General features: G+C 49.4%; 22 protein-coding genes. 16 read left to right on the top strand and 6 right to left on the bottom strand.

Annotation, left to right across the window (positions count from 1 at the left end; genetic code table 11):
- The first annotated feature begins 39 nt into the window (after positions 1 to 39).
- Complete coding sequence (locus ACFQ1C_RS09140; RefSeq protein ID WP_379558297.1) at positions 40 to 858, top strand: NRDE family protein; 819 nt, start codon at positions 40 to 42, stop codon at positions 856 to 858.
- Positions 842 to 997 carry a hypothetical protein gene (locus ACFQ1C_RS09135; RefSeq protein WP_379558296.1) on the top strand — a complete coding sequence of 52 codons (156 nt, stop codon included), beginning with the start codon at positions 842 to 844 and terminating at the stop codon, positions 995 to 997. The genes ACFQ1C_RS09140 and ACFQ1C_RS09135 overlap by 17 nt, the downstream gene beginning before the upstream one ends.
- An 83-nt stretch (positions 998 to 1,080) precedes the next feature.
- Here the strand turns inward: ACFQ1C_RS09135 and ACFQ1C_RS09130 are convergent, their stop codons facing one another.
- Positions 1,081 to 1,212, bottom strand: a complete 132-nt coding sequence (locus ACFQ1C_RS09130; protein WP_379558295.1) for a putative transporter small subunit — start codon at positions 1,210 to 1,212, stop codon at positions 1,081 to 1,083.
- A complete protein-coding gene (locus ACFQ1C_RS09125) occupies positions 1,209 to 2,909 on the bottom strand; it encodes a sodium:solute symporter family protein (protein WP_379558294.1) in 1,701 nt (566 codons plus the stop codon). The genes ACFQ1C_RS09130 and ACFQ1C_RS09125 overlap by 4 nt, the downstream gene beginning before the upstream one ends.
- Positions 2,910 to 3,405: 496 nt before the next feature.
- On the opposite strand from ACFQ1C_RS09125, the gene purE reads away from it, so the two are divergent.
- The 13 genes from purE to ACFQ1C_RS09060 all read left to right on the top strand — a co-directional run bounded on the left by purE (position 3,406) and on the right by ACFQ1C_RS09060 (position 14,222).
- Positions 3,406 to 3,900 (top strand): 5-(carboxyamino)imidazole ribonucleotide mutase, encoded by a 495-nt coding sequence (purE, locus tag ACFQ1C_RS09120; protein ID WP_379558293.1) that lies wholly within the window; start codon positions 3,406 to 3,408, stop codon positions 3,898 to 3,900.
- A complete protein-coding gene (purK, locus tag ACFQ1C_RS09115) occupies positions 3,897 to 4,964 on the top strand; it encodes a 5-(carboxyamino)imidazole ribonucleotide synthase (protein WP_379558292.1) in 1,068 nt (355 codons plus the stop codon). The genes purE and purK overlap by 4 nt, the downstream gene beginning before the upstream one ends.
- Positions 4,965 to 5,149: 185 nt before the next feature.
- Positions 5,150 to 6,103, top strand: coding sequence for a YbgA family protein (locus tag ACFQ1C_RS09110; RefSeq protein WP_379558291.1), 954 nt, complete (start codon positions 5,150 to 5,152; stop codon positions 6,101 to 6,103).
- Positions 6,093 to 6,932: a MerR family transcriptional regulator gene (locus tag ACFQ1C_RS09105; RefSeq protein WP_379558290.1), complete on the top strand. Its 840-nt coding sequence runs from the start codon at positions 6,093 to 6,095 to the stop codon at positions 6,930 to 6,932. The genes ACFQ1C_RS09110 and ACFQ1C_RS09105 overlap by 11 nt, the downstream gene beginning before the upstream one ends.
- Complete coding sequence (gene phrB, locus ACFQ1C_RS09100) at positions 6,910 to 8,346, top strand: deoxyribodipyrimidine photo-lyase (RefSeq protein ID WP_379558407.1); 1,437 nt, start codon at positions 6,910 to 6,912, stop codon at positions 8,344 to 8,346. The genes ACFQ1C_RS09105 and phrB overlap by 23 nt, the downstream gene beginning before the upstream one ends.
- Positions 8,343 to 8,765, top strand: coding sequence for a nuclear transport factor 2 family protein (locus ACFQ1C_RS09095; protein ID WP_379558289.1), 423 nt, complete (start codon positions 8,343 to 8,345; stop codon positions 8,763 to 8,765). Before phrB ends, ACFQ1C_RS09095 begins: the two co-directional genes overlap by 4 nt.
- Positions 8,762 to 9,490 carry an SDR family NAD(P)-dependent oxidoreductase gene (locus tag ACFQ1C_RS09090; RefSeq protein WP_379558288.1) on the top strand — a complete coding sequence of 243 codons (729 nt, stop codon included), beginning with the start codon at positions 8,762 to 8,764 and terminating at the stop codon, positions 9,488 to 9,490. Before ACFQ1C_RS09095 ends, ACFQ1C_RS09090 begins: the two co-directional genes overlap by 4 nt.
- Positions 9,487 to 10,734 (top strand): NAD(P)/FAD-dependent oxidoreductase, encoded by a 1,248-nt coding sequence (locus ACFQ1C_RS09085; RefSeq protein ID WP_379558287.1) that lies wholly within the window; start codon positions 9,487 to 9,489, stop codon positions 10,732 to 10,734. The genes ACFQ1C_RS09090 and ACFQ1C_RS09085 overlap by 4 nt, the downstream gene beginning before the upstream one ends.
- Entirely contained in the window at positions 10,731 to 11,465 is a 735-nt protein-coding gene (locus ACFQ1C_RS09080; RefSeq protein ID WP_379558286.1) for a DUF1365 domain-containing protein, read from the top strand. Before ACFQ1C_RS09085 ends, ACFQ1C_RS09080 begins: the two co-directional genes overlap by 4 nt.
- An 11-nt stretch (positions 11,466 to 11,476) precedes the next feature.
- Positions 11,477 to 12,730: a class I SAM-dependent methyltransferase gene (locus tag ACFQ1C_RS09075; RefSeq protein WP_379558285.1), complete on the top strand. Its 1,254-nt coding sequence runs from the start codon at positions 11,477 to 11,479 to the stop codon at positions 12,728 to 12,730.
- Positions 12,700 to 13,191: a DUF2878 domain-containing protein gene (locus tag ACFQ1C_RS09070; protein ID WP_379558284.1), complete on the top strand. Its 492-nt coding sequence runs from the start codon at positions 12,700 to 12,702 to the stop codon at positions 13,189 to 13,191. The genes ACFQ1C_RS09075 and ACFQ1C_RS09070 overlap by 31 nt, the downstream gene beginning before the upstream one ends.
- Positions 13,184 to 13,690 carry a chalcone isomerase family protein gene (locus tag ACFQ1C_RS09065; RefSeq protein WP_379558283.1) on the top strand — a complete coding sequence of 169 codons (507 nt, stop codon included), beginning with the start codon at positions 13,184 to 13,186 and terminating at the stop codon, positions 13,688 to 13,690. Before ACFQ1C_RS09070 ends, ACFQ1C_RS09065 begins: the two co-directional genes overlap by 8 nt.
- Before the next feature lies 1 nt (position 13,691).
- The gene (locus ACFQ1C_RS09060; protein WP_379558282.1) at positions 13,692 to 14,222 is read left to right on the top strand and encodes a DUF3833 domain-containing protein; all 531 of its coding nucleotides are present in this window, start codon (positions 13,692 to 13,694) and stop codon (positions 14,220 to 14,222) included.
- 47 nt (positions 14,223 to 14,269) lie between these two features.
- Here the strand turns inward: ACFQ1C_RS09060 and yfbR are convergent, their stop codons facing one another.
- Entirely contained in the window at positions 14,270 to 14,869 is a 600-nt protein-coding gene (gene yfbR, locus ACFQ1C_RS09055; protein WP_379558281.1) for a 5'-deoxynucleotidase, read from the bottom strand.
- Between the two features lie 149 nt (positions 14,870 to 15,018).
- Between yfbR and ACFQ1C_RS09050 the strand changes: the two genes are divergently transcribed.
- Positions 15,019 to 15,309: a DUF1244 domain-containing protein gene (locus ACFQ1C_RS09050; RefSeq protein ID WP_379558280.1), complete on the top strand. Its 291-nt coding sequence runs from the start codon at positions 15,019 to 15,021 to the stop codon at positions 15,307 to 15,309.
- 212 nt (positions 15,310 to 15,521) lie between these two features.
- Here the strand turns inward: ACFQ1C_RS09050 and purU are convergent, their stop codons facing one another.
- The 3 genes from purU to ACFQ1C_RS09035 all read right to left on the bottom strand — a co-directional run bounded on the left by purU (position 15,522) and on the right by ACFQ1C_RS09035 (position 18,245).
- The gene (purU, locus tag ACFQ1C_RS09045) at positions 15,522 to 16,358 is read right to left on the bottom strand and encodes a formyltetrahydrofolate deformylase (protein ID WP_379558279.1); all 837 of its coding nucleotides are present in this window, start codon (positions 16,356 to 16,358) and stop codon (positions 15,522 to 15,524) included.
- 339 nt (positions 16,359 to 16,697) lie between these two features.
- Positions 16,698 to 17,174 carry a YchJ family protein gene (locus ACFQ1C_RS09040; protein ID WP_379558278.1) on the bottom strand — a complete coding sequence of 159 codons (477 nt, stop codon included), beginning with the start codon at positions 17,172 to 17,174 and terminating at the stop codon, positions 16,698 to 16,700.
- Positions 17,175 to 17,294: 120 nt separating this feature from the next.
- Positions 17,295 to 18,245, bottom strand: a complete 951-nt coding sequence (locus tag ACFQ1C_RS09035; protein ID WP_379558277.1) for an OmpA family protein — start codon at positions 18,243 to 18,245, stop codon at positions 17,295 to 17,297.
- Positions 18,246 to 18,493 lie beyond the last annotated feature (248 nt).

The following is an 18,493-nucleotide window of genomic DNA, read 5'->3' as shown; positions in this document are numbered from 1 at the left end:
AGTATGGCTTTATCGATATCCTATTGAGGAACTTCACTTTTGTGTCTTATTGCTTTTTCTTGGCAGCCGGAACACGGCCGTTTGCATCTGCTTGCCAACCGGGACGAATTTTATGCTCGCCCCACGGCGCCGGCCCACTGGTGGCCGGATGATGCCAATATTTGGGCCGGTCGAGATCTGAAGGCCAAGGGTACTTGGCTGGGCCTGACCCGAGAGGGGCGTTTTGCCGCCCTGACCAATGTACGGGAAAGCGCAGCCCTCTCAGGCGAACAAAGTAGAGAGAAGCGAAGCCGGGGGGAGCTGGTGGCTGACTTTTTGCGTACCCAGACCGGCTGTGAGGATTATTTACAGCAGGTGCTGAGCCGTGGAGATGAATACCCGGGCTTCAATCTATTGTTGGGCGATATGAACCGCGGTGAGTTGTGGTATGCCAACAACCGCTCCGACGCGGATGCTCGTCGGCTGGAGGCTGGGCTCTATGGCTTGTCTAACGCCATACTCGATACTCCTTGGCCCAAGGTGGAACGTCTCAAGCAAGGGCTGGCCGAACTCAGTTCTGTTCGTGACGAAACGGCTTTCGGCCTGCTCGACGACGATACTCGGGCCGCGCTCGATCAGCTGCCCAACACCGGTGTCGGCCCAGAATGGGAAAGCCTGTTGTCGTCCATCTTCATTCAGAGTCCGGACTACGGCACCCGAGCCCAGACGGTGCTGTGCGTCGAGCAGGGCCGAGTGGTGGTGACAGAGCATGGGCGGGGGCCGCAAGGTGCCGAGTTGGAGCGACGACAGGCAAGCTGGCTGCTGGCCGAACCCAAGCCCGAACCCGAGCTTATGAGTCGACATGGGAACCGAGTCTGATGTCTTCATCCTTTCAACTCGCACTGCTGCACTGGCTGAGCCAATATTGGCCATGAATACCAGCCAGCGGCCCTGGCATTTCCCGTTGCTGGCGGAATTTTGCACCGGACTGCCGATGTTTGCCGATATTACGTCGTAAAAACCTGCATAACTAATAAACTAAACAGACAAACAAAAAAGGCGAGCATTATGCTCGCCTTTTTATTTATTACTCGCTTGCCGTTAAACCAGCCCGCGCTTTTCTTTTTTTGCCGTTTTAATGTCTTTCCATACCGCACGGCAAATCACCCAAAGTATTACCGAGGTGAGCGCGGGCCAGATTAAAACATATGCACCTAATATTAATTCGCTCATGAAGACTCCTTCGCCAGACGGACAGGGTTTAAGTTAGTACTCGCTTTATTACTTATAGCCGCGGTTAGTTCAGCTCTATCATCATAATGACCCACACGCTGGGCGATAAGGTCAAAGTCGAAGCGCTCATTGCTAAACAGGCTAACCGCGACACACACTAAAGTACTGGCACCGTATGCCACCAGAGACGATAGCAATACGGTGTATTCACGTAAGAATCCGGTGGCAAAATAGGTCATCGCCAATGCGGCTATAGCGCCTGCGACAAAGCCTACCCACTTACCGAAAAAGCCAAAGGCCATTAAGCCGATCACCACGCCTGCGCCGATAAAGGCCACTAGCTCAAACAGCAACCCCATGAGACCGGTCATAGGCAATAGCTCGAAACGTGCGACACAAAACAGGGCTAAGCCGGTGAGAACGGCACTGGTAAAGGCTGCGTTGGTAATGCGATCCCAATAACAGCTGGCGATCACTGGAAACACGATGGCTCCCCACAGTGCGCCTACAAACACCAGCATCACCAAAATATCAAATGAATAACTGGCCAAAATGATGCCAATCATGGTGGCGGCGACCATGGTTAGTCGACCAATAAGCAGCATACGTTTGGGGTCAACTTTGCCGCGGGCTAAGTTTTTACCATAGACGTCCGCCATGACAATAGCGGACAGCGCCGATAAATCGGAGTCGGCGGTGGAAGATAAAGAACCGATCACCAAGATAAAAAATAACCCGATAAATACCGGTGAAAGATAAGTTGATACCATTTGTGGGATCAGGTTATTTTCTTCACCATTGAGTGGCTCAATGCCTAAGGTTAATGCCATTAAACCAATCATGCCTAAGCCGATCACGATGGCGCCGTAGCCTAAAGTGGCCGTTAGAAACGTCGATTTAATGTGGTTTTCGTTCACTGCAAACAAGCGTTGCGCAATAGTTTGATTACCGATGGCGTAGGCTAATACGGCAATAAAGAAGGGGGCTCCTTGGTTTAAGATAGCCTCCATCGAGAACAAGTTCGATTGTTCCAAGCTCATGTTATTGAAACCTTCCAACATGACACTGGGACCGCCCATGGCAAAAAGCACCGCGGGGATAATTACAATCGCGATTCCCATCAGTGCAACCAGTTGAGCGAAGTCGGTAAACACCGAGGCTCTAAAACCAGACCACAGGGTATAACTGAGCACACCGACACCGGCAATCATAATACCGGTTTGAAAGGATAACGGGGACAGCACGGCAACCAAAGCACCGGCGGCGGTAAAGTTCACCATTAAACTGATGATACTGCCCAACAAATTCGAGAAAGCTAAAATTAACTGGCTGGACGAACCGTGGCGCGCATGAATCAGCTCGCCCAAGGTATGCGCTTTAGGTGCTAATGCTCGAAAGCGGCGACCAAAGGGATAAATGAACAAAATCATCAGCGCCCCCCATAAGCCATAATGCAAGGGTCCCGAAACACCATATTGATAACCGGAGGTGGCGGCGGCATAAAATGAAGCGGCCCAAATCCAAGTTGCCGTCATGCTGGCGGCACCCATACCAAAGCCAATGCGTTGATTCGATACCATAAAAGCATCGGTATCTTCTTGGTCTTTTCTAATAAAGGTGGTTAAAAAGTAGGTGCCGCCGTAAAAGGCAGCCAGTAACAGCAGTACGGTTGCGGTAGAAAATTGATAGAGTTCCAAGGAAGTCTCCGTTGTTTGCTCGAATAAGAACACCAAGCAGATTTACAGGAAAACGCATAGCTACAGTGGCGCTTAAGGCAACTGCAGAAACGTAAAATAAGACGACCAGGCTGGCGGCAACGGACGCAAAAATAGCGTTAATAAACGGTTAGTTAAAAGCGACGATTAAGCGCGATGAATAAAAACGGTAGCTTGAGACGTTGGCGATAGCCGAGTGATGTATGGTCGACGACACAGAAGGTCGTGACTTAAGGTAAAGCTTCGATGACACCTAACATGGGTGTAACACCTCCTGTGTTGATGTTGCAGGTAACGAATAACAAGCAAATACCTTAACCTGACCTTAGGGCTATGTCCAGCTACAGCCAGTTTGTAGCGGACTTGACTAGCCGACAAACCCACATTTCGCTATAATTCGCGCTCCCCCAGATCCACCAAAATGCTGAGCGTTTTCTCTAGTGTGAAATCGCCTTAATCTTGTTGAACAGGAGTAGTCATGCAAGCAAAAGTTGCCGTCATCATGGGCTCAAAAAGTGATTGGCCCACCATGCAGGGTGCTGCAGAAATTATGGATACGCTGCAAGTCGCCTATGAAGTAGAAGTGGTGTCGGCGCACCGTACGCCAGACCGCCTAATGTCATTTAGTAGTGAGGCGGTAGCGCGCGGCTTTGAAGTGATTATTGCCGGTGCCGGTGGTGCGGCACATTTGCCCGGTATGGTGGCCTCTAAAACCCGCTTGCCCGTACTCGGTGTGCCAGTGCAAAGTCGCGCTTTAAACGGCATGGATAGCTTGCTTTCTATTGCCCAAATGCCCAAAGGTGTAGCCGTGGGTACCTTGGCTATTGGTGAGGCGGGTGCGTTTAACGCCGGCTTGCTGGCTTGCCAGATTCTAGCCAATAACGATCCTGCATTGGCCGAACGGCTAGAGGCGTTTCGCCAGCAGCAAACCGACACCGTGCTAGCTAACCCCGATCCGAGGGAGCAAGTATGAGCCGCATTTGGGTATTAGGTGCAGGTCAGTTAGGGCAAATGCTAAAGCATGCCGGTATGCCACTGAATTTAGACGTACAGCCGGTGGATATTGAGTCTGAAGAGACCTTTCCTCTACAGGATCACGAGCAGGTAACAGCCGAACGAGAGCAATGGCCTGAAACGGCCGCAACTCGGCAGCTGGCCAGCCATCCGGCTTTTGTTAACTTGCAAACGTTTCCTCTATTAGCCGACCGCTTTACGCAAAAATCGTTGATTGATGAGCTGGCATTAGCCACCGCACCTTGGCAGCTAGTGAGTAATGACACCGAGGCACAAGGTTTACATCAAAAGCTGGGCGAGCGAGTTTTATTAAAGCGTCGCACCGGCGGTTATGACGGCCGCGGTCAGCATTGGCTACGAGAGCCCGGCTTGGATGCTATTCCGCAAGGTTGGCATGAAGAAGCCATTGCCGAGCAAGCCATCGACTTTGATGAAGAAATGTCGGTGGTAGGAATGCGCGGTGCTAATGGTCAATGCTTTTTTTACCCATTAACGCTGAATTTGCATGTTAACGGTATTTTGCTGGGTTCGGTGGCACCGTTAGCGCGCTTGGCTCACTTACAAGAAAAAGCCGAGCAGATGCTAGGTAAACTGATGCATCACCTCGATTATGTGGGCGTGATGGCCATGGAATGCTTTCGGGTGGGCGACGACTTATTGGTTAACGAGCTGGCACCTCGCGTGCACAATAGTGGCCACTGGACTCAAGCGGGCGCCAATATCAGCCAGTTTGAAGCTCATCTACGGGCCGTGGCTAAGCTACCATTAGTGCAACCCACGGTGAAAAACACCAGCGTAATGGTGAACTTGGTGGGTACCGAACGCCAAGACGAATGGCTAACCGTGCCAGGCGCCGAGCTGTATTGGTATGGCAAAGATGTTCGTCCCGGTCGAAAAGTGGGGCATATTAATTTTTGCCTCGACTCACACACCGACACGAAAGCGGCACTCGATACGTTGCAGCCGTTATTGCCCGATACGTATGTTGAAGTACTAAACTGGCTACGCAGCCAGCTGGATTAAACCTCCAGCGTTTAGGTAAAGAAAAGAGACCAAAAGCCCCGACCAGTATCATTGGTCGGGGCTTTTGCGTTTTAACATCGTTTAAGACTATTTCGGCACGACTTATATTATTTTCCTATACAACCTTGATCTTCTTGTACAACCTCAGCTATCTTACTTAATATAGTTATACAAGAGGGCTGGATATGTACAAGTTTGATCCCAAGGTTATCCGTGTCGGCATTAGTGGCTGTCTCGTTGGCCAAAAAGTACGCTTCGATGGAGGCCATAAGCGATCGGACTTTTGTAGCGAACAGCTGGCCGAGTTTGTTGAATTTGTGCCAGTGTGCCCTGAGATGGCCATTGGCTTAGGCTCGCCGCGGCCCAGTATTCGTCTGGTTAATCTAGGTGAAGACATTATCGCGCAAACGGCCAAAGGTGTAGATGTAACGGCGGCGCTGCGTGATTATGGCCGTAACTTGGCAACTCAATTTTCGGGGCTCAGTGGCTATGTGTTGTGTGCAAAGTCACCCAGCTGTGGCATGGAACGAGTGCGGGTTTACCACGAAAGTGGCAAAGGCAATGCTAAAGAAGGCGTAGGCATCTACACCCAAGAGCTGATGCAGGCGCAGCCGTTGCTACCGCTGGAGGAAGACGGTCGCTTGAACGATGCTTTGTTACGGGAAAACTTCGTGACTCGGGTCTTTGCGCTGCACGACTGGCAATGCCTATGTCATGAAGGCATTACGGCTGCGGGCCTCATTACCTTTCACAGTCGCTATAAATATCTACTGATGGCCCATCACCGTGAAAGCTACCTGCAATTAGGCAAGTTGTTGGCCGACTTATCGGTAGACGTGGCGGCTAAAGCAGATGCCTACATCAAGGGCTTGATGCAGGCGCTAAGTATCATTGTGACCCGAAAAAACCACACCAACGTATTGCAACATCTTCAGGGTTATTTTAAGCGCATGCTTAACGCTCGCCAACGTGAAGAGCTCTCTGACACCATAACGCAATATCGCCAAGGTATTCTACCGCTCTTTGCGCCCATCACCTTGCTGCGTCATTACCTGAAAGAGTTTCCTAATGAGTATCTGCAACAGCAGGTGTATTTAAACCCCCATCCGGAGGCGTTAAGACTACGTTATGGTATCTGACCCTAAATATCCAATTCGAGACGTCGCCCGTTTGACCGGCATCAACCCGGTCACTTTGCGAGCATGGCAACGCCGTTATGGTTTGCTGAAGCCTGCACGCACCGAGAAAGGCCATCGGCTGTACAGCGAACAAGACGTCAGCACCATTCGTCATATTCTGCATTGGCTCGAGCAAGGGGTGAGTATTGGTCAGGTTAAAGGATTGCTCGATACAGCGTCACCCCAGGTTAGCGGTTCCAACTGGGAACAAGCCCAGTCACAGCTAATGGACTCAGCATTACAGCTTAATCTAGGTCGGTTAGAAGCCGACTTGCTGGAGTTGGCCAGCTTGTATCCGGCGGAGCTGATCCTACGCAAAGTGATAGAGCCTTGGTTGTTAGCACTTGCTCAGCTGCACCGACCCGATGCCCAGTTGATCGAGCAAAGTTCACGGGCCTTGCTGATGCGGTTACTGCATCAATTATTAACCATTAAAACCGGGCCCGTGATTGCGGTGGCGCGGGTTGGGCAGGTACGTGAGCATCATGCCTTATTAACCCAATTTGAACTGCAAGGTCTAGAGTGCCGCAGCCTAGATTTAGGCATGTTGGATCCGCACACCTTACCGCTTGCCGTTGGCCGGCTCAAATTTGATGCTTTAGTGCTCATACTCGGGGTGGGATTAAGCCAAAGCTGGTTTACCGAGATGGACTCGGTATTACCCAAACGCTGCTTTTACACCGGCGAGCTGGGCACTATTTATCAGCAACAAAGCTGGCTGAATCGATCTTACTCTGCGAGCGTCAGTGATATCAAGAGAGAACATGATGCGTCATTTAGTCTGGTTTAGAGCTGATTTAAGAGTAGCGGATAACCCCGCTTTATATGAAGCCACCGCTGCGGGTTGTGATGTTACGGCTATTTATATTGATTGTGTTGGCCAGTGGCAGCAACACGGCAGGGCCCCTATACAAAGAGATTTCTTAAGCCATAACCTGCAGGCCTTAGCCCTGCAATTAGCGGCACTCGGTATTCCTCTCACGGTACTAAGTGCAGACACCTTTGTCGAGGTGCCAGAGCAATTGGCCGCGTGGCTAGAAAAGCACCCTTGCAGCGCCTTGTATGCTAATCGAGAAGTGGGTATCGATGAGCGTCGCCGCGACAAAGCAGTACAGCAACGATTGGTCGATACCCTTGATATTCGAGTGTTCAATGGCGACTGCGTGTTTAATCATGGCAGCCTCACCACGCAAAGTGGCGACATGTATAAAGTGTTTACCCCGTTTGCAAAAACCTGGTTAGCACAACTGAGGGCGACGGGCTATCGGCTGCTGCCGGTGCCAGACGCTCAAGGTCAGCCGCTTAGTGTTGTAGAAGTCGAGCTTGAAGGTACTCGCGTCAGCAGTCACGCGTGGCCTGCGGGTGAACGAGCGGGCGCCGAACGCTTGGCGTTATTCAGTGGGCAAGCGCTCTGTGATTATGGTGAGTACCGTGACTACCCGGCAATAGAGGGCACCAGCAGTTTATCGCCTTATTTGGCTTTAGGCGTTATCTCCCCTAACCAATGCTTAGCCGCCATAGAGCAAGAGTTAACGCAGCTGCCGATGAGCCGCGGTGAAGCGGGCTTTGTGTGGTTGAACGAGCTAATTTGGCGCGAATTTTATCGTCATTTATTGGTGGCTTTTCCGCGTTTATCCATGAACCGTGCCTTTAAACCCGATACCGAAGCGCTGCAGTGGAGCCACGATACCGCGGCGTTTGATGCTTGGTGTACAGGCAATACCGGTTATCCCATTGTTGATGCGGCTATGCGCTGTTTAAATCAAACCGGTTGGATGCACAACCGATTGCGGATGATCGTCGCCAGTTTTTTAACCAAAGACTTACACATAGATTGGCGCCAAGGCGAAGCCTATTTTATGTCACGTTTAATCGATGGCGAGCTGGCGGCTAACAATGGTGGCTGGCAATGGGCGGCAGGTACCGGTGCCGATGCGGCTCCTTATTTTCGGGTATTCAATCCGACCACCCAAGGGGAGCGCTTCGATGGCAACGGCGACTTTATTCGACGCTGGTTACCAGAGCTTGCGGAAGTACCCGCTAAAAAAGTGCATCAACCTCATGATTGGTTGGATACTCAGCAACTTGGGTACTTATATCCCAAGCCGATAGTGGAGCATAAACGCGCCCGTTTACATGCGATTGCTATGTTTGCCGCTCTAAAAGACCCGCCAGATGACCTAAAAGATCAGGAGGCAAGATGAACTCAGCATTAGCGGTGTTTTGTCGCGAATATCAGCGTTTATCAGGCGATAACCTGCAAGTACTGCGCGATATTTATGCTCCGCACATCCAGTTTCAAGATCCCAGTCACCAGTTGCAGGGCATAGAGGATTTAGTGAGTTACTTTGAGGGATTATTTAGCCAAGTCAAACATTGTCAGTTTGAGATAGAGCAAGTGATGGAGCAAGACGGTGAAGCCTTTATACGCTGGCAGATGCGCTTTGCTCACCCCAAACTTAATGGTGGCAATGAAGTGTGTGTACCTGGTGTGAGCCATTTACGTTTTAGTGAGCAAATAGATACTCACCAAGATTATTTCGATTTAGGCGCCATGCTCTATGAACATATTCCGGTGCTGGGTGCTTTAGTTAAAACCTTAAAACGGAGGCTAAGTCAATGAAGCGTGTGCTAATTACCGGTGCCAGCTCAGGCATGGGGCTGCAACTAGCCAAAGATTATGCCGCCGATGGCTGGCGAGTGGTGGCTTGTGGTCGCGATCGCGACAAACTGCTGCACGCGTTGGCGGGTATAGAGTTTGAGCCCTGTATTTTTGATATGCAGCAGGTTGCAGAAATACACGATGCGGTCGCACCGCTTGCACCCTTTGACTTGGTGCTACTCAATGCCGGTAATTGTGAGTATATGGATGACGTGCGCCAGTTTGACGCGGCGCTGTTTGCTCGGGTGGTGCAGGTGAACTTACTGGGTACGGCCAATTGCGTGTCTGCGTTAGTGTCACGTATTAACAAAGGTGGGCGCTTAGCCGTGGTCAGCTCTTCGGTAAGTTTTTTACCCTTAACTCGAGCCGAAGCCTACGGGGCTTCCAAGGCGGGGTTAGACTATTTAGTGCGTACCTTAGCCATCGATCTCGCGCCCCATGATATTGCCGTGAGCTTAATTCGCCCAGGTTTTGTCGACACGCCGCTCACGCAAAAAAATGACTTTGCCATGCCCGGCCAAGTTAGCCCAGAGCAGGCCAGTCTTGCTATTCGCCGCGGCCTTGCCAAAGGCAAGTCCGAAATCAGCTTTCCCTTTGCTCTAATCACCGTGCTACGCCTACTGTCTTGGTTACCTCATGGATTATGGCGTCGCCTTGCGCAGCGCATGATAAGGAATAACTCATGAGTAAAATAGCCATAGTGGGCAGCGGTATTTCCGGCTTAACCTGTGCTTGGTTATTGAGCCAGCAGCATCAAGTAACCGTATTTGAAGCCAATGACTATTTGGGCGGACACACGGCCACCGTCGATATCGAACTTGGCGGAAAAACGATGGCGGTCGACACCGGGTTTATCGTATTTAACGACCGCACTTATCCTCTATTTCAGCGTTTATTAGCGCGCATTGGCGTGGGCGCTCAGCCAACTGAAATGAGTTTTAGTGTGCACCAAGCGCAAACAGGACTGGAATATAACGGCCATACATTAGGCTCTATGTTTGCCCAGCGAACGAATCTATTTAGCCTTAAGTTTTATGGCTTTTTAGCTGAAATAGTGCGCTTTAACTTGTTGTGTAAAAAAGTACTTAAAACCGATGAGCTCAGTAATACCGACACCTTGGGTGACTTTCTGGAGCAGTATGGCTTTTCTGACTTTTTTATTAGTCATTATATTTTGCCAATGGTGGCCGCCATTTGGTCCTCGTCTTTAGCTGATAGCCGTGACTTTCCGCTGGCCTTTTTTTTACGCTTCTTTAACCACCACGGCCTGCTTAATCTCATTGATAGGCCGCAATGGTACGTGGTGCAAGGCGGCTCACGCAGCTACATTCCGGCTTTAATTGCTTCTGTAAATGATATTCGGTTGAGCACACCGATACTGGGCATTCGTCGCCATCCAACAGGCGTTATTCTGACTACGGCGGCCGGTGAAGAAGCCTTTGATGAAGTGATCCTAGCGTGTCACTCAGATCAATCGCGTCGGCTATTAACCGATGCTACGGATGCAGAACAAGCCGTGCTAGCAGGTCTGGCTTATCGAGATAACGAGGTGGTATTACACACCGATACGCGCTTATTACCAACTGAGCAGCGTGCTTGGGCCAGTTGGAATTATTGGCTGGATGGCCGTGATAATGCGTTGCCTGCCGTTACCTATAATATGAATATTTTGCAAGGCATCGAGTCTACGCAAACGCTGTGCGTCACCCTTAATCGAGGAGATGCTATCGCGCCTGAAAAAGTATTACGCCGCTTTACCTATGCCCATCCAGTATATAACCAAGCCGCCATTGCGTCGCAGGCGCGGCGACGTGAGATATGTGGCCAGCAACATACCCATTTCTGTGGCGCTTATTGGTACAACGGCTTTCATGAAGACGGAGTTAAAAGTGCCCTCGATGTCTGCGCACGCTTTGGCATCAGCCTATGAGTACCCTCAGCGCTATTTATCGCGGTCAGGTGCGCCACCGTCGTTATTCTCCACAGGCCCATCATTTTAGCTATGGGCTGTATATGTTGGCGCTGGACTTGGATGAGCTGGATACCTTATCCGTACTGAGTCGCTTATTTTCCTGTGAGCGGTTTGCTCCCTTGAGCTTTCGCCGCTGTGATTACTTAGGAGATCCTAAGCAGCCCCTGAAAGAGGCAGTATTGCAAGAAGTAGTGCGCTTAGGTGGTGACGCCGAGACATTAAATCGGGTGCTGATGTTGGGTCAGGTACGTTGCTTTGGCCTGTACTTTAGCCCAATTAATGTGTTTTTTTGCTATCAAGGTGAACAGGCGCGTTATGCCTTGCTAGAGGTGCACAACACCCCATGGAATGAATGTCATTGCTACTTAGTCGACCTTGAGCAAATGGACCCGGCCGATAAAGCCTTTCATGTGTCACCGTTTATGGGCATGGCCATGCAATATCATTGGCGCATTATTCCACCCAAGATAGAGGCGCCAGACAAGCGGGTATTAGTGCACATTGAAAACCGAAATCCAGCGTTGTTATTTGATGCCACCTTGAGCTTGCGCCGCCATGATTTTGCGCGCACCGCACTTAAAGCGGCATTACTGCAATGGCCGATGATGACACTGACCATAGTGCGCGGCATTTACTGGCAGGCATTGCGCTTACTTTTAAAACGTATTCCTTACCACCCACATTCTTAAAGGAACTTCCCATGGAAACGACGCTAACACGCTCGCAACCACGGCATTTGGATCGCTGGGCGCGCCGCTTGGCCTTTTCTTTGCTTTCTGGATTAACAGAGGCAGGTTTGACCATCAAAGAAGGCCAGCAGATCTTTGAGTTCGGTGATAGCGCCGCCAGTCTGCAGGCTCATATTCAGGTGCATGAGCCCCGCTTTTATCGACAATTGATACTGGGTGGCAGTATCGGAGCCGCAGAAGCCTGGGTTGAAGGAAACTGGCACAGTCCCGATTTATCTGCAGTGGTGCAATTATTCGCCCGTAATATGGCAGTACAAGACCGATTTGAGCGTCGGCTTGCGTGGCTGACTACCCCTTGGCATAAACTGAAACATCGGCTTAATCGCAATTCGTTAAGCGGCAGTCGAGCCAACATTGCAGCTCATTACGACTTAGGTAATGAGATGTATCGCTTATTTCTTGACCCTCTGATGCAGTATTCATCGGCGGTATTTCCTAGCGAAAACGTCACCCTAGAAGCCGCGCAAGAGCATAAGTTGCACTTAATTTGTCAGCAGTTGGAGCTAAAGCCCGGCGAGCATTTACTGGAGATTGGTACCGGCTGGGGTGGATTAGCCTGTTTTGCTGCCGAACATTATGGCTGTCGCGTCACCACCACGACCTTGTCGGCTGAGCAATTAAAACATGCCAAAGAACGGGTAGAAGCCAACGGTTTAAGTGAACAAGTCACCCTATTACTAGAAGATTATCGGGACCTTCGAGGCCAGTACGACAAAGTGGTGTCGGTAGAAATGATAGAGGCGGTAGGGCATGAATATTTGCCGGTGTATTTTAAAACCTTAAACCGTTTGCTCAAGCCGCAAGGTAAGTTATTTATTCAGGCCATTACTATTGCCGATCAGCGTTATGACAGTTATCGCAGTGGCGTTGATTTTATTCAGCGCTATATCTTCCCCGGTGGCTGTTTGCCCTCGGTGAGTGAAATGTGTCGGCACTTGAAAGAGCAAACCGATATGACGCTGACTTACTTACAAGATTACGGCCAGCACTATGCTCAGACCCTCAATATTTGGGCGGCGCGCTTTCAGCAATTAGAACCGGCACTCAAAGACTTAGGCTATAGCCGCGATTTTCATCGCTTGTGGGCCTTTTACTTCGCCTACTGCGAAGGTGGTTTTCGCGAGGGGAGTATTGGGTTGGCACATTTTACGGCGACAAAGCCAGGAGCGCGTCAATGTCTAAATGGCAATGGTTTCAACTGCTAGGGTTTTATGGTTTTTGGTTGTTAGCGGTGATTGGGCAAAACAGTTGGCTGTGGGGGCTCGGGTTATTATTACTTGGCCATTTTATGCTGACGCCGAGCCGCGCCATGGATATGCGAATACTCAGTTTGGCACTATTGGGACTGGCGGTGGATGGTTTGCTCACTGTAAGTGGCGTCTTCGCCTTTCATCATTGGCCTTGGTGGCTAGTGCTGTTGTGGTGCGGGTTTGTGGTCACACTCGGCCACAGTTTGCGCTGGCTAAAGCGCCTGCCTATTGCATTACAGTCGTTACTGGGCGCGGTTGCTGGCCCTAGTTCCTACATTATGGGCTGGCGCTTGGCGGCGGTAGATTTGCCATTGGGGCTATGGCCCAGTGTGGCCATATTGGCGCCGGTGTGGGCGTGTTTGCTGGTAACGCTGATATGGCTAGAAAGCAAAATACGTAGGAGCGGATATGCATAAACTATTGAACATGACGTTAACGTTACTCACATTATCAAGTTTGATGATAGTCCAACCGCTGTGGGCTAGTGCTAATTCAGGTTTAGTGTTAGTGGGTAAAGGGCAAATGAGCTGGATGTTCTTTAATCTTTATCAGGCACATTTTTATAGTCAAGACGGGCGTTACCAGGCCAATCGTTACCCCCAAGCGTTAACCTTGCGTTATCAAAAAAATATCAGTCAAGATGAGCTCATTAAGGCTACGATCAGCGAATGGCAACGCCTTGGCATTGAATATCCATCGTCATGGCCGCAACAACTTAGCCGACTGTGGCCGTCGGTAAAAAAGGGCGATGAGCTGGCTATACGTGTCGAGCCTACGGGCGAAAGCCGATTTTACTTAAACCAAGCCCCTCTGGGGGATATTGCAGAACCGAAATTTGGGCCGGCCTTTTTAGCTATTTGGCTGTCAACTAATAGCCAAAACTCGACGCTAACAAGTCAATTAAAAGGAGACTGAGATGCGCTGTTTATTACTGGGATTCACCGTCACGGTGAGCCTGCTGCTAATGTCGTGCAGCAGTGACATTCAAGACTATGCCGACAGCACACCGCGCTTTGCACTTGAGGAATACTTTCAAGGAGAGTTGAGCGCCCACGGTATGGTACAAGATAGATCTGGCAAGGTGCTACGTCGTTTTACAGTGGAGATGGTCGGCCACTGGGATGGCAATAAAGGCACGCTAGAAGAAGACTTTGTTTATGACGATGGTGAGTTGCAGCGCCGGGTGTGGCATATCGAGAAAACTGCAGAGGGCCATTATATTGGCACCGCAGATGATGTGGTAGTGCCCGCCAAAGGTCAGACCCGAGGTTTTGCCCTTAACTGGCGCTATACCTTAGCTGTGCCGGTTGATGGCAAAGTGTGGGAGATTAATTTTAATGACTGGATGTATCAGTTAGATGAAAGACGCGTTATTAATCGTGCCGAGATGACCAAGTGGGGTTTCAAAGTCGGCGAAGTGACCTTATGGATTGAGCGTAATATCTAGCGCCAAGCTTAAAAAAAAGGAATATCCTTAGCTCGGCGCTGCTGTCATTAAAACTCGGCGCTGGATATTTCGTCGAGAGATAATGAAAAGCTGGGCACAAATACGTCAAGAAAATAACGGACTTCGTCGTTCATTCGCGTATCTAGCATGGCGGTTAGGCGCTTTTGCGCGGCGGCAAATTCTTTATTACCGGCGCTTAGCTCTTCGGCACATTTTAAATAAGCGCAAAGAATATCTGCAGACTTAACCAAGTGGGTGTAGTCATCTTGAAGGTGACCGCACAATAAAGGCGCATAGGTCGCTTGCAGCTCGGTGGGTAGCATTTTAAGCAGACTCTGTTCAGCATTACTTTCTATTTCTTTATAAGCGCGGGCGATATCGTCATTAAAGTATTTAACCGGAGTCGGTAAATCACCAGTTAACACTTCACTAGCATCATGAAATAGCGCCTGCATGGCCGCTTTTGCGGGGTCTAGATCACCATCATAAAAGGTGTTTTTTATCACCGCTAAGGCGTGGGCCACCATAGCCACCTGCAAGCTGTGTTCGGCCACGTTTTCTCGCGCTATGCTGCGCATTAAAGGCCAGCGCTGGATTAACTTCATACGTGCCATGTGGGCAAAGAAATGGCTGCGTTTCTGTGTCATCTTCAAACCACCTTGAGTAATAAAAAAGGGATAACAAGGGATGCGTATTGTCGGCGATAGTTAGCGGCGATTGTTGCCAGCGATATCGCTATAATGGCATCGAACGCTCTTAATTACCGTTAATTGAATAGAATAAGTGGAGAAATAAAATGAATAAGCAAACTCAGACTGAGCTGGAAGCAGCGGCCTTTCGTACATTATTAGCGCATTTAGATAAACGTAAAGATGCACAAAATATCGATTTGATGAATCTTGCGGGTTTTTGCCGTAATTGCTTAAGTAAGTGGTACTTGGCCGCAGCCGAAGAGCAGGGCGTTGCAATGAATTATGATGAAGCTCGAGAGCATGTATACGGTATGCCGTATGAAGAGTGGAAAGCCAAGCACCAGCAAGAAGCGACGCCCGAGCAGTTAGCGGCATTTGCTAAAAGCAACGGCTGATTAGCTGTACGCTGACCGCCATACGTTAAAGACCCCCCCTATTTTGTAGGCGCAACGGGTTAAAACCTAAACAGCAAACCGTGCAGTCTTTTGTAACCTACCCGTATCTTCGCTGAAGATACGGGTACGCGACAAAGATTAAAACAGGACCATCCCGTGGTGACTTTGTCTGACAGCTTACGGCTTACAGCTGAACGCTCCCCGAAGGGGTACTATTTAAACACGACCGTCTTGTTGCCGTACATAAACACTTTTTCTTCCAGCACTAAACTGAGTGCTCGGCTCAATACCGACCTTTCTACGTCGCGGCCAGCTTTGGCCATATCTTCGGCACTAAACACATGATTCACGTGGATCACGTCTTGCTCGATGATGGGGCCTTCATCTAATTCATTGGTCACAAAGTGTGCCGTAGCACCAATCATTTTTACACCGCGCTCGTAGGCTTGACGATAGGGGCTGGCGCCGATAAAGGCCGGCAGAAATGAGTGATGAATGTTTATCAAGCGCTGTGCATAACGCGCCACAAAGTCGGGGCTCAAAATACGCATATATTTAGCCAAAATCACATAATCGGGCTGATATTCATCGATTATGTCGGCCATTTTTTGCTCATGCTCGATACGATTGAGGCCTTCATGAGAGACACAATGGAAAGGAATATCAAATTTTTCAGTTAAACTCGCTAAAGCATCATAGTTACCCACCACGGCGGCAATATCGAGCTGCATAGCACCAGAAAACTGCTTGATTAGAATATCACCCAAGCAATGGGCTTCTTTAGTCACCATGATCACCACCCGTTTATTACCGGCAGGTACTAAACGTCGTTCACTGCCTGTGGGCAGGGCATCGTCTAAGTCAGCCAATAAGGTGTAATCGTTGAAGTGTCCCTCAAGTTCGGTGCGCATAAAAAAGTGACCGTTATCGTAGTCGACGAATTCGTCGTTGCGCATGATATTGAGTTGATGTTTATAGCAGATATTGGTGATTTTAGAGATCAGTCCCTTGGCATCAGGGCAATGAGTAAGCAGTATTTTTCGTTCCATTATAGTGTTCTATCGGCTAATTAAGTGAATAAAAGATTAGGGTCTGTTGACATTTCGCGATGATTTTTGCAGCAATTTGTGGGGGTTTTATACAAGGCATCGCTTGTGCCATGGAGTCATTCTCCATCAATAAGCGATAACGCCGTAGAAAGGCTCCACAAATGCTGCCCTTCGGGTTCGGCTAAACGCGTTTTTCTCTTTGTTGAGTGGCGTTTGCTTAGAATGACTAGGCTACACCCCACTCGCCGCGATAAAAACGCGTTTAACTCGAACAAAACTTAACCGCGAAAGGTCAACAGACCCTAAGTGAGTAAAGCAGATTAGCAAAGGTATAAGAGCCTAGCATTTGGCACAGCAATGTTTGTATTTTTTGGCAGTGCCGTTTTTAGTGGCTCCGCAGGGACAAGGCTGATTGGCACCAATTTTGGGCGGATTAATCAATCCATCGCGGTATAGCCAGCGACCCGCAAGCTGTGCAAAATTAGAGCGCTCATGTAACGTCACCACGCGGTTATCTTCACGATAGCGCGCCTTAAACTCGACCATACCAACGTGGTCTGTGACTTTGCCTCGTGCAAAAACAATAGTTAGCCCAAGCCACTCGGTATTGTGACCCAGCGTCGTTAATTCGTCAGCGGTTAAACCACCTTTAGTATCAGGGTGCCAGCTGTGTAACAGATATTCTCCTAACCCTAATACAAAGGCACTGTAGCGAGAGCGCATGAGTGCCAGCGGGGTGCTCGGCGTTTGAGTACCATCAAGATAGGGTTGGCAGCAGTGAGCAAATAGCTGCTGGCTGTGGCAATGGCAAAGCATGTTCAGTCCTGATTAAGCTCAATACAAAGAGGCACAGTATGCCATGGCGGCGACACTGCACGGTAAAATAAAAAACGGCTCCGAGGAGCCGTTTATTAACACAATTGCTAATCAGCGATATTATTCGATGATTTCAACTTCGATAGTTGCTTGTGCTTTAGCATCTACGCGACGGTCGCGCTGACGTTCAGCTTCAGTTTGGCCTTCAGCCAGCTCACTACCATACCAAGCAGTCTGGATGTTTTGAGCCGCTACACCGCGCTCAACCAAATAGCCTTTAGCAGCCAGAGCACGACGCTCAGACAACTTACGGTTATATTCGGCGCTACCTAAACGGTCAGCATAACCGGCCAGCTCAACTTGATGGCTTGGGTTCTCTTGAGAGAAACGAGCAACTTCGTCCAAGGTGGCACGAGAGTCAGCAGATAAGTCAGACTTATCGAAACCAAAGTAGATAGAGCCGTCAGCTGTTACTGTACGGGTTTCATACGTTGTTTCAGGTGCTTGTTGAACGACTGGAGCTACCGGAGGTGGTGTGCTTTCACCGCGATTCGGATGCAGTACCAACTCTAACATGAAGTTATTCACGTCAGTCTCAAAGCCATTATTAGCTAAATCACCCATATCTTCAATACGGCGATAACGAGCTTGTACGTCAACTAAATCAGAAGCACGGTAGGTTAAACCTACACCTGCAAGGGGAGATACACCGTCATCACCTGCTCCGGCATCAGTATCCCAGCCTAGCGCACCAAGCTCACCGAACAAAGAAACACGCTCGCTTAGGGGTAAGCGGCCAATAGCTGACAAATTCAGAGCTTTGGTATCAGCGTCTGCACCAAAGTAGTTAAAGCCCAACTCGGCACCAAAGTATTCGTTGAAGTTATAACCAGTGAACAGGCTGATCACTTCACCGTCTTTGTCTAAAGTGGTGTTGGTTCTGTCGATATCTTCATACTGGCCATAACCTGCACCAGCACCTAAGTACCAGTCGTTAGCCTGTACGCTTGTAGAAATACCTGCGGCGGCAATTGCCAACGCAATTAAAGAAGGAGCCACTGTCTTTTTCATGTTGTCTTCCTCATTTATGAGCTTTCGATTTAATCGAAATGAATGTATCACCTTTCGTCGAAACAAAAGTATATTTCGTTAGGGTGATATGTGTGGGAAGTCCTTTTTATTTTTATCCAGAATGTACTGTAAATTAACATTGCATTCTTTGCATCTTGTCCACACGAATCCAGCCTAGCGTTTTTTAGAGGCGCTCACAAGACGCTAAGTAGCCTAAAAGGCTAAAATTGTCGCAGCTTTTACAATAA

This window comes from Oceanisphaera ostreae, assembly GCF_042676125.1.
Taxonomy (GTDB): Bacteria; Pseudomonadota; Gammaproteobacteria; order Enterobacterales; family Aeromonadaceae; genus Oceanimonas; species Oceanimonas ostreae.
Note: the sequence above shows the minus strand (reverse complement) of the source record. Positions and strands in the feature narration are given on the sequence as shown.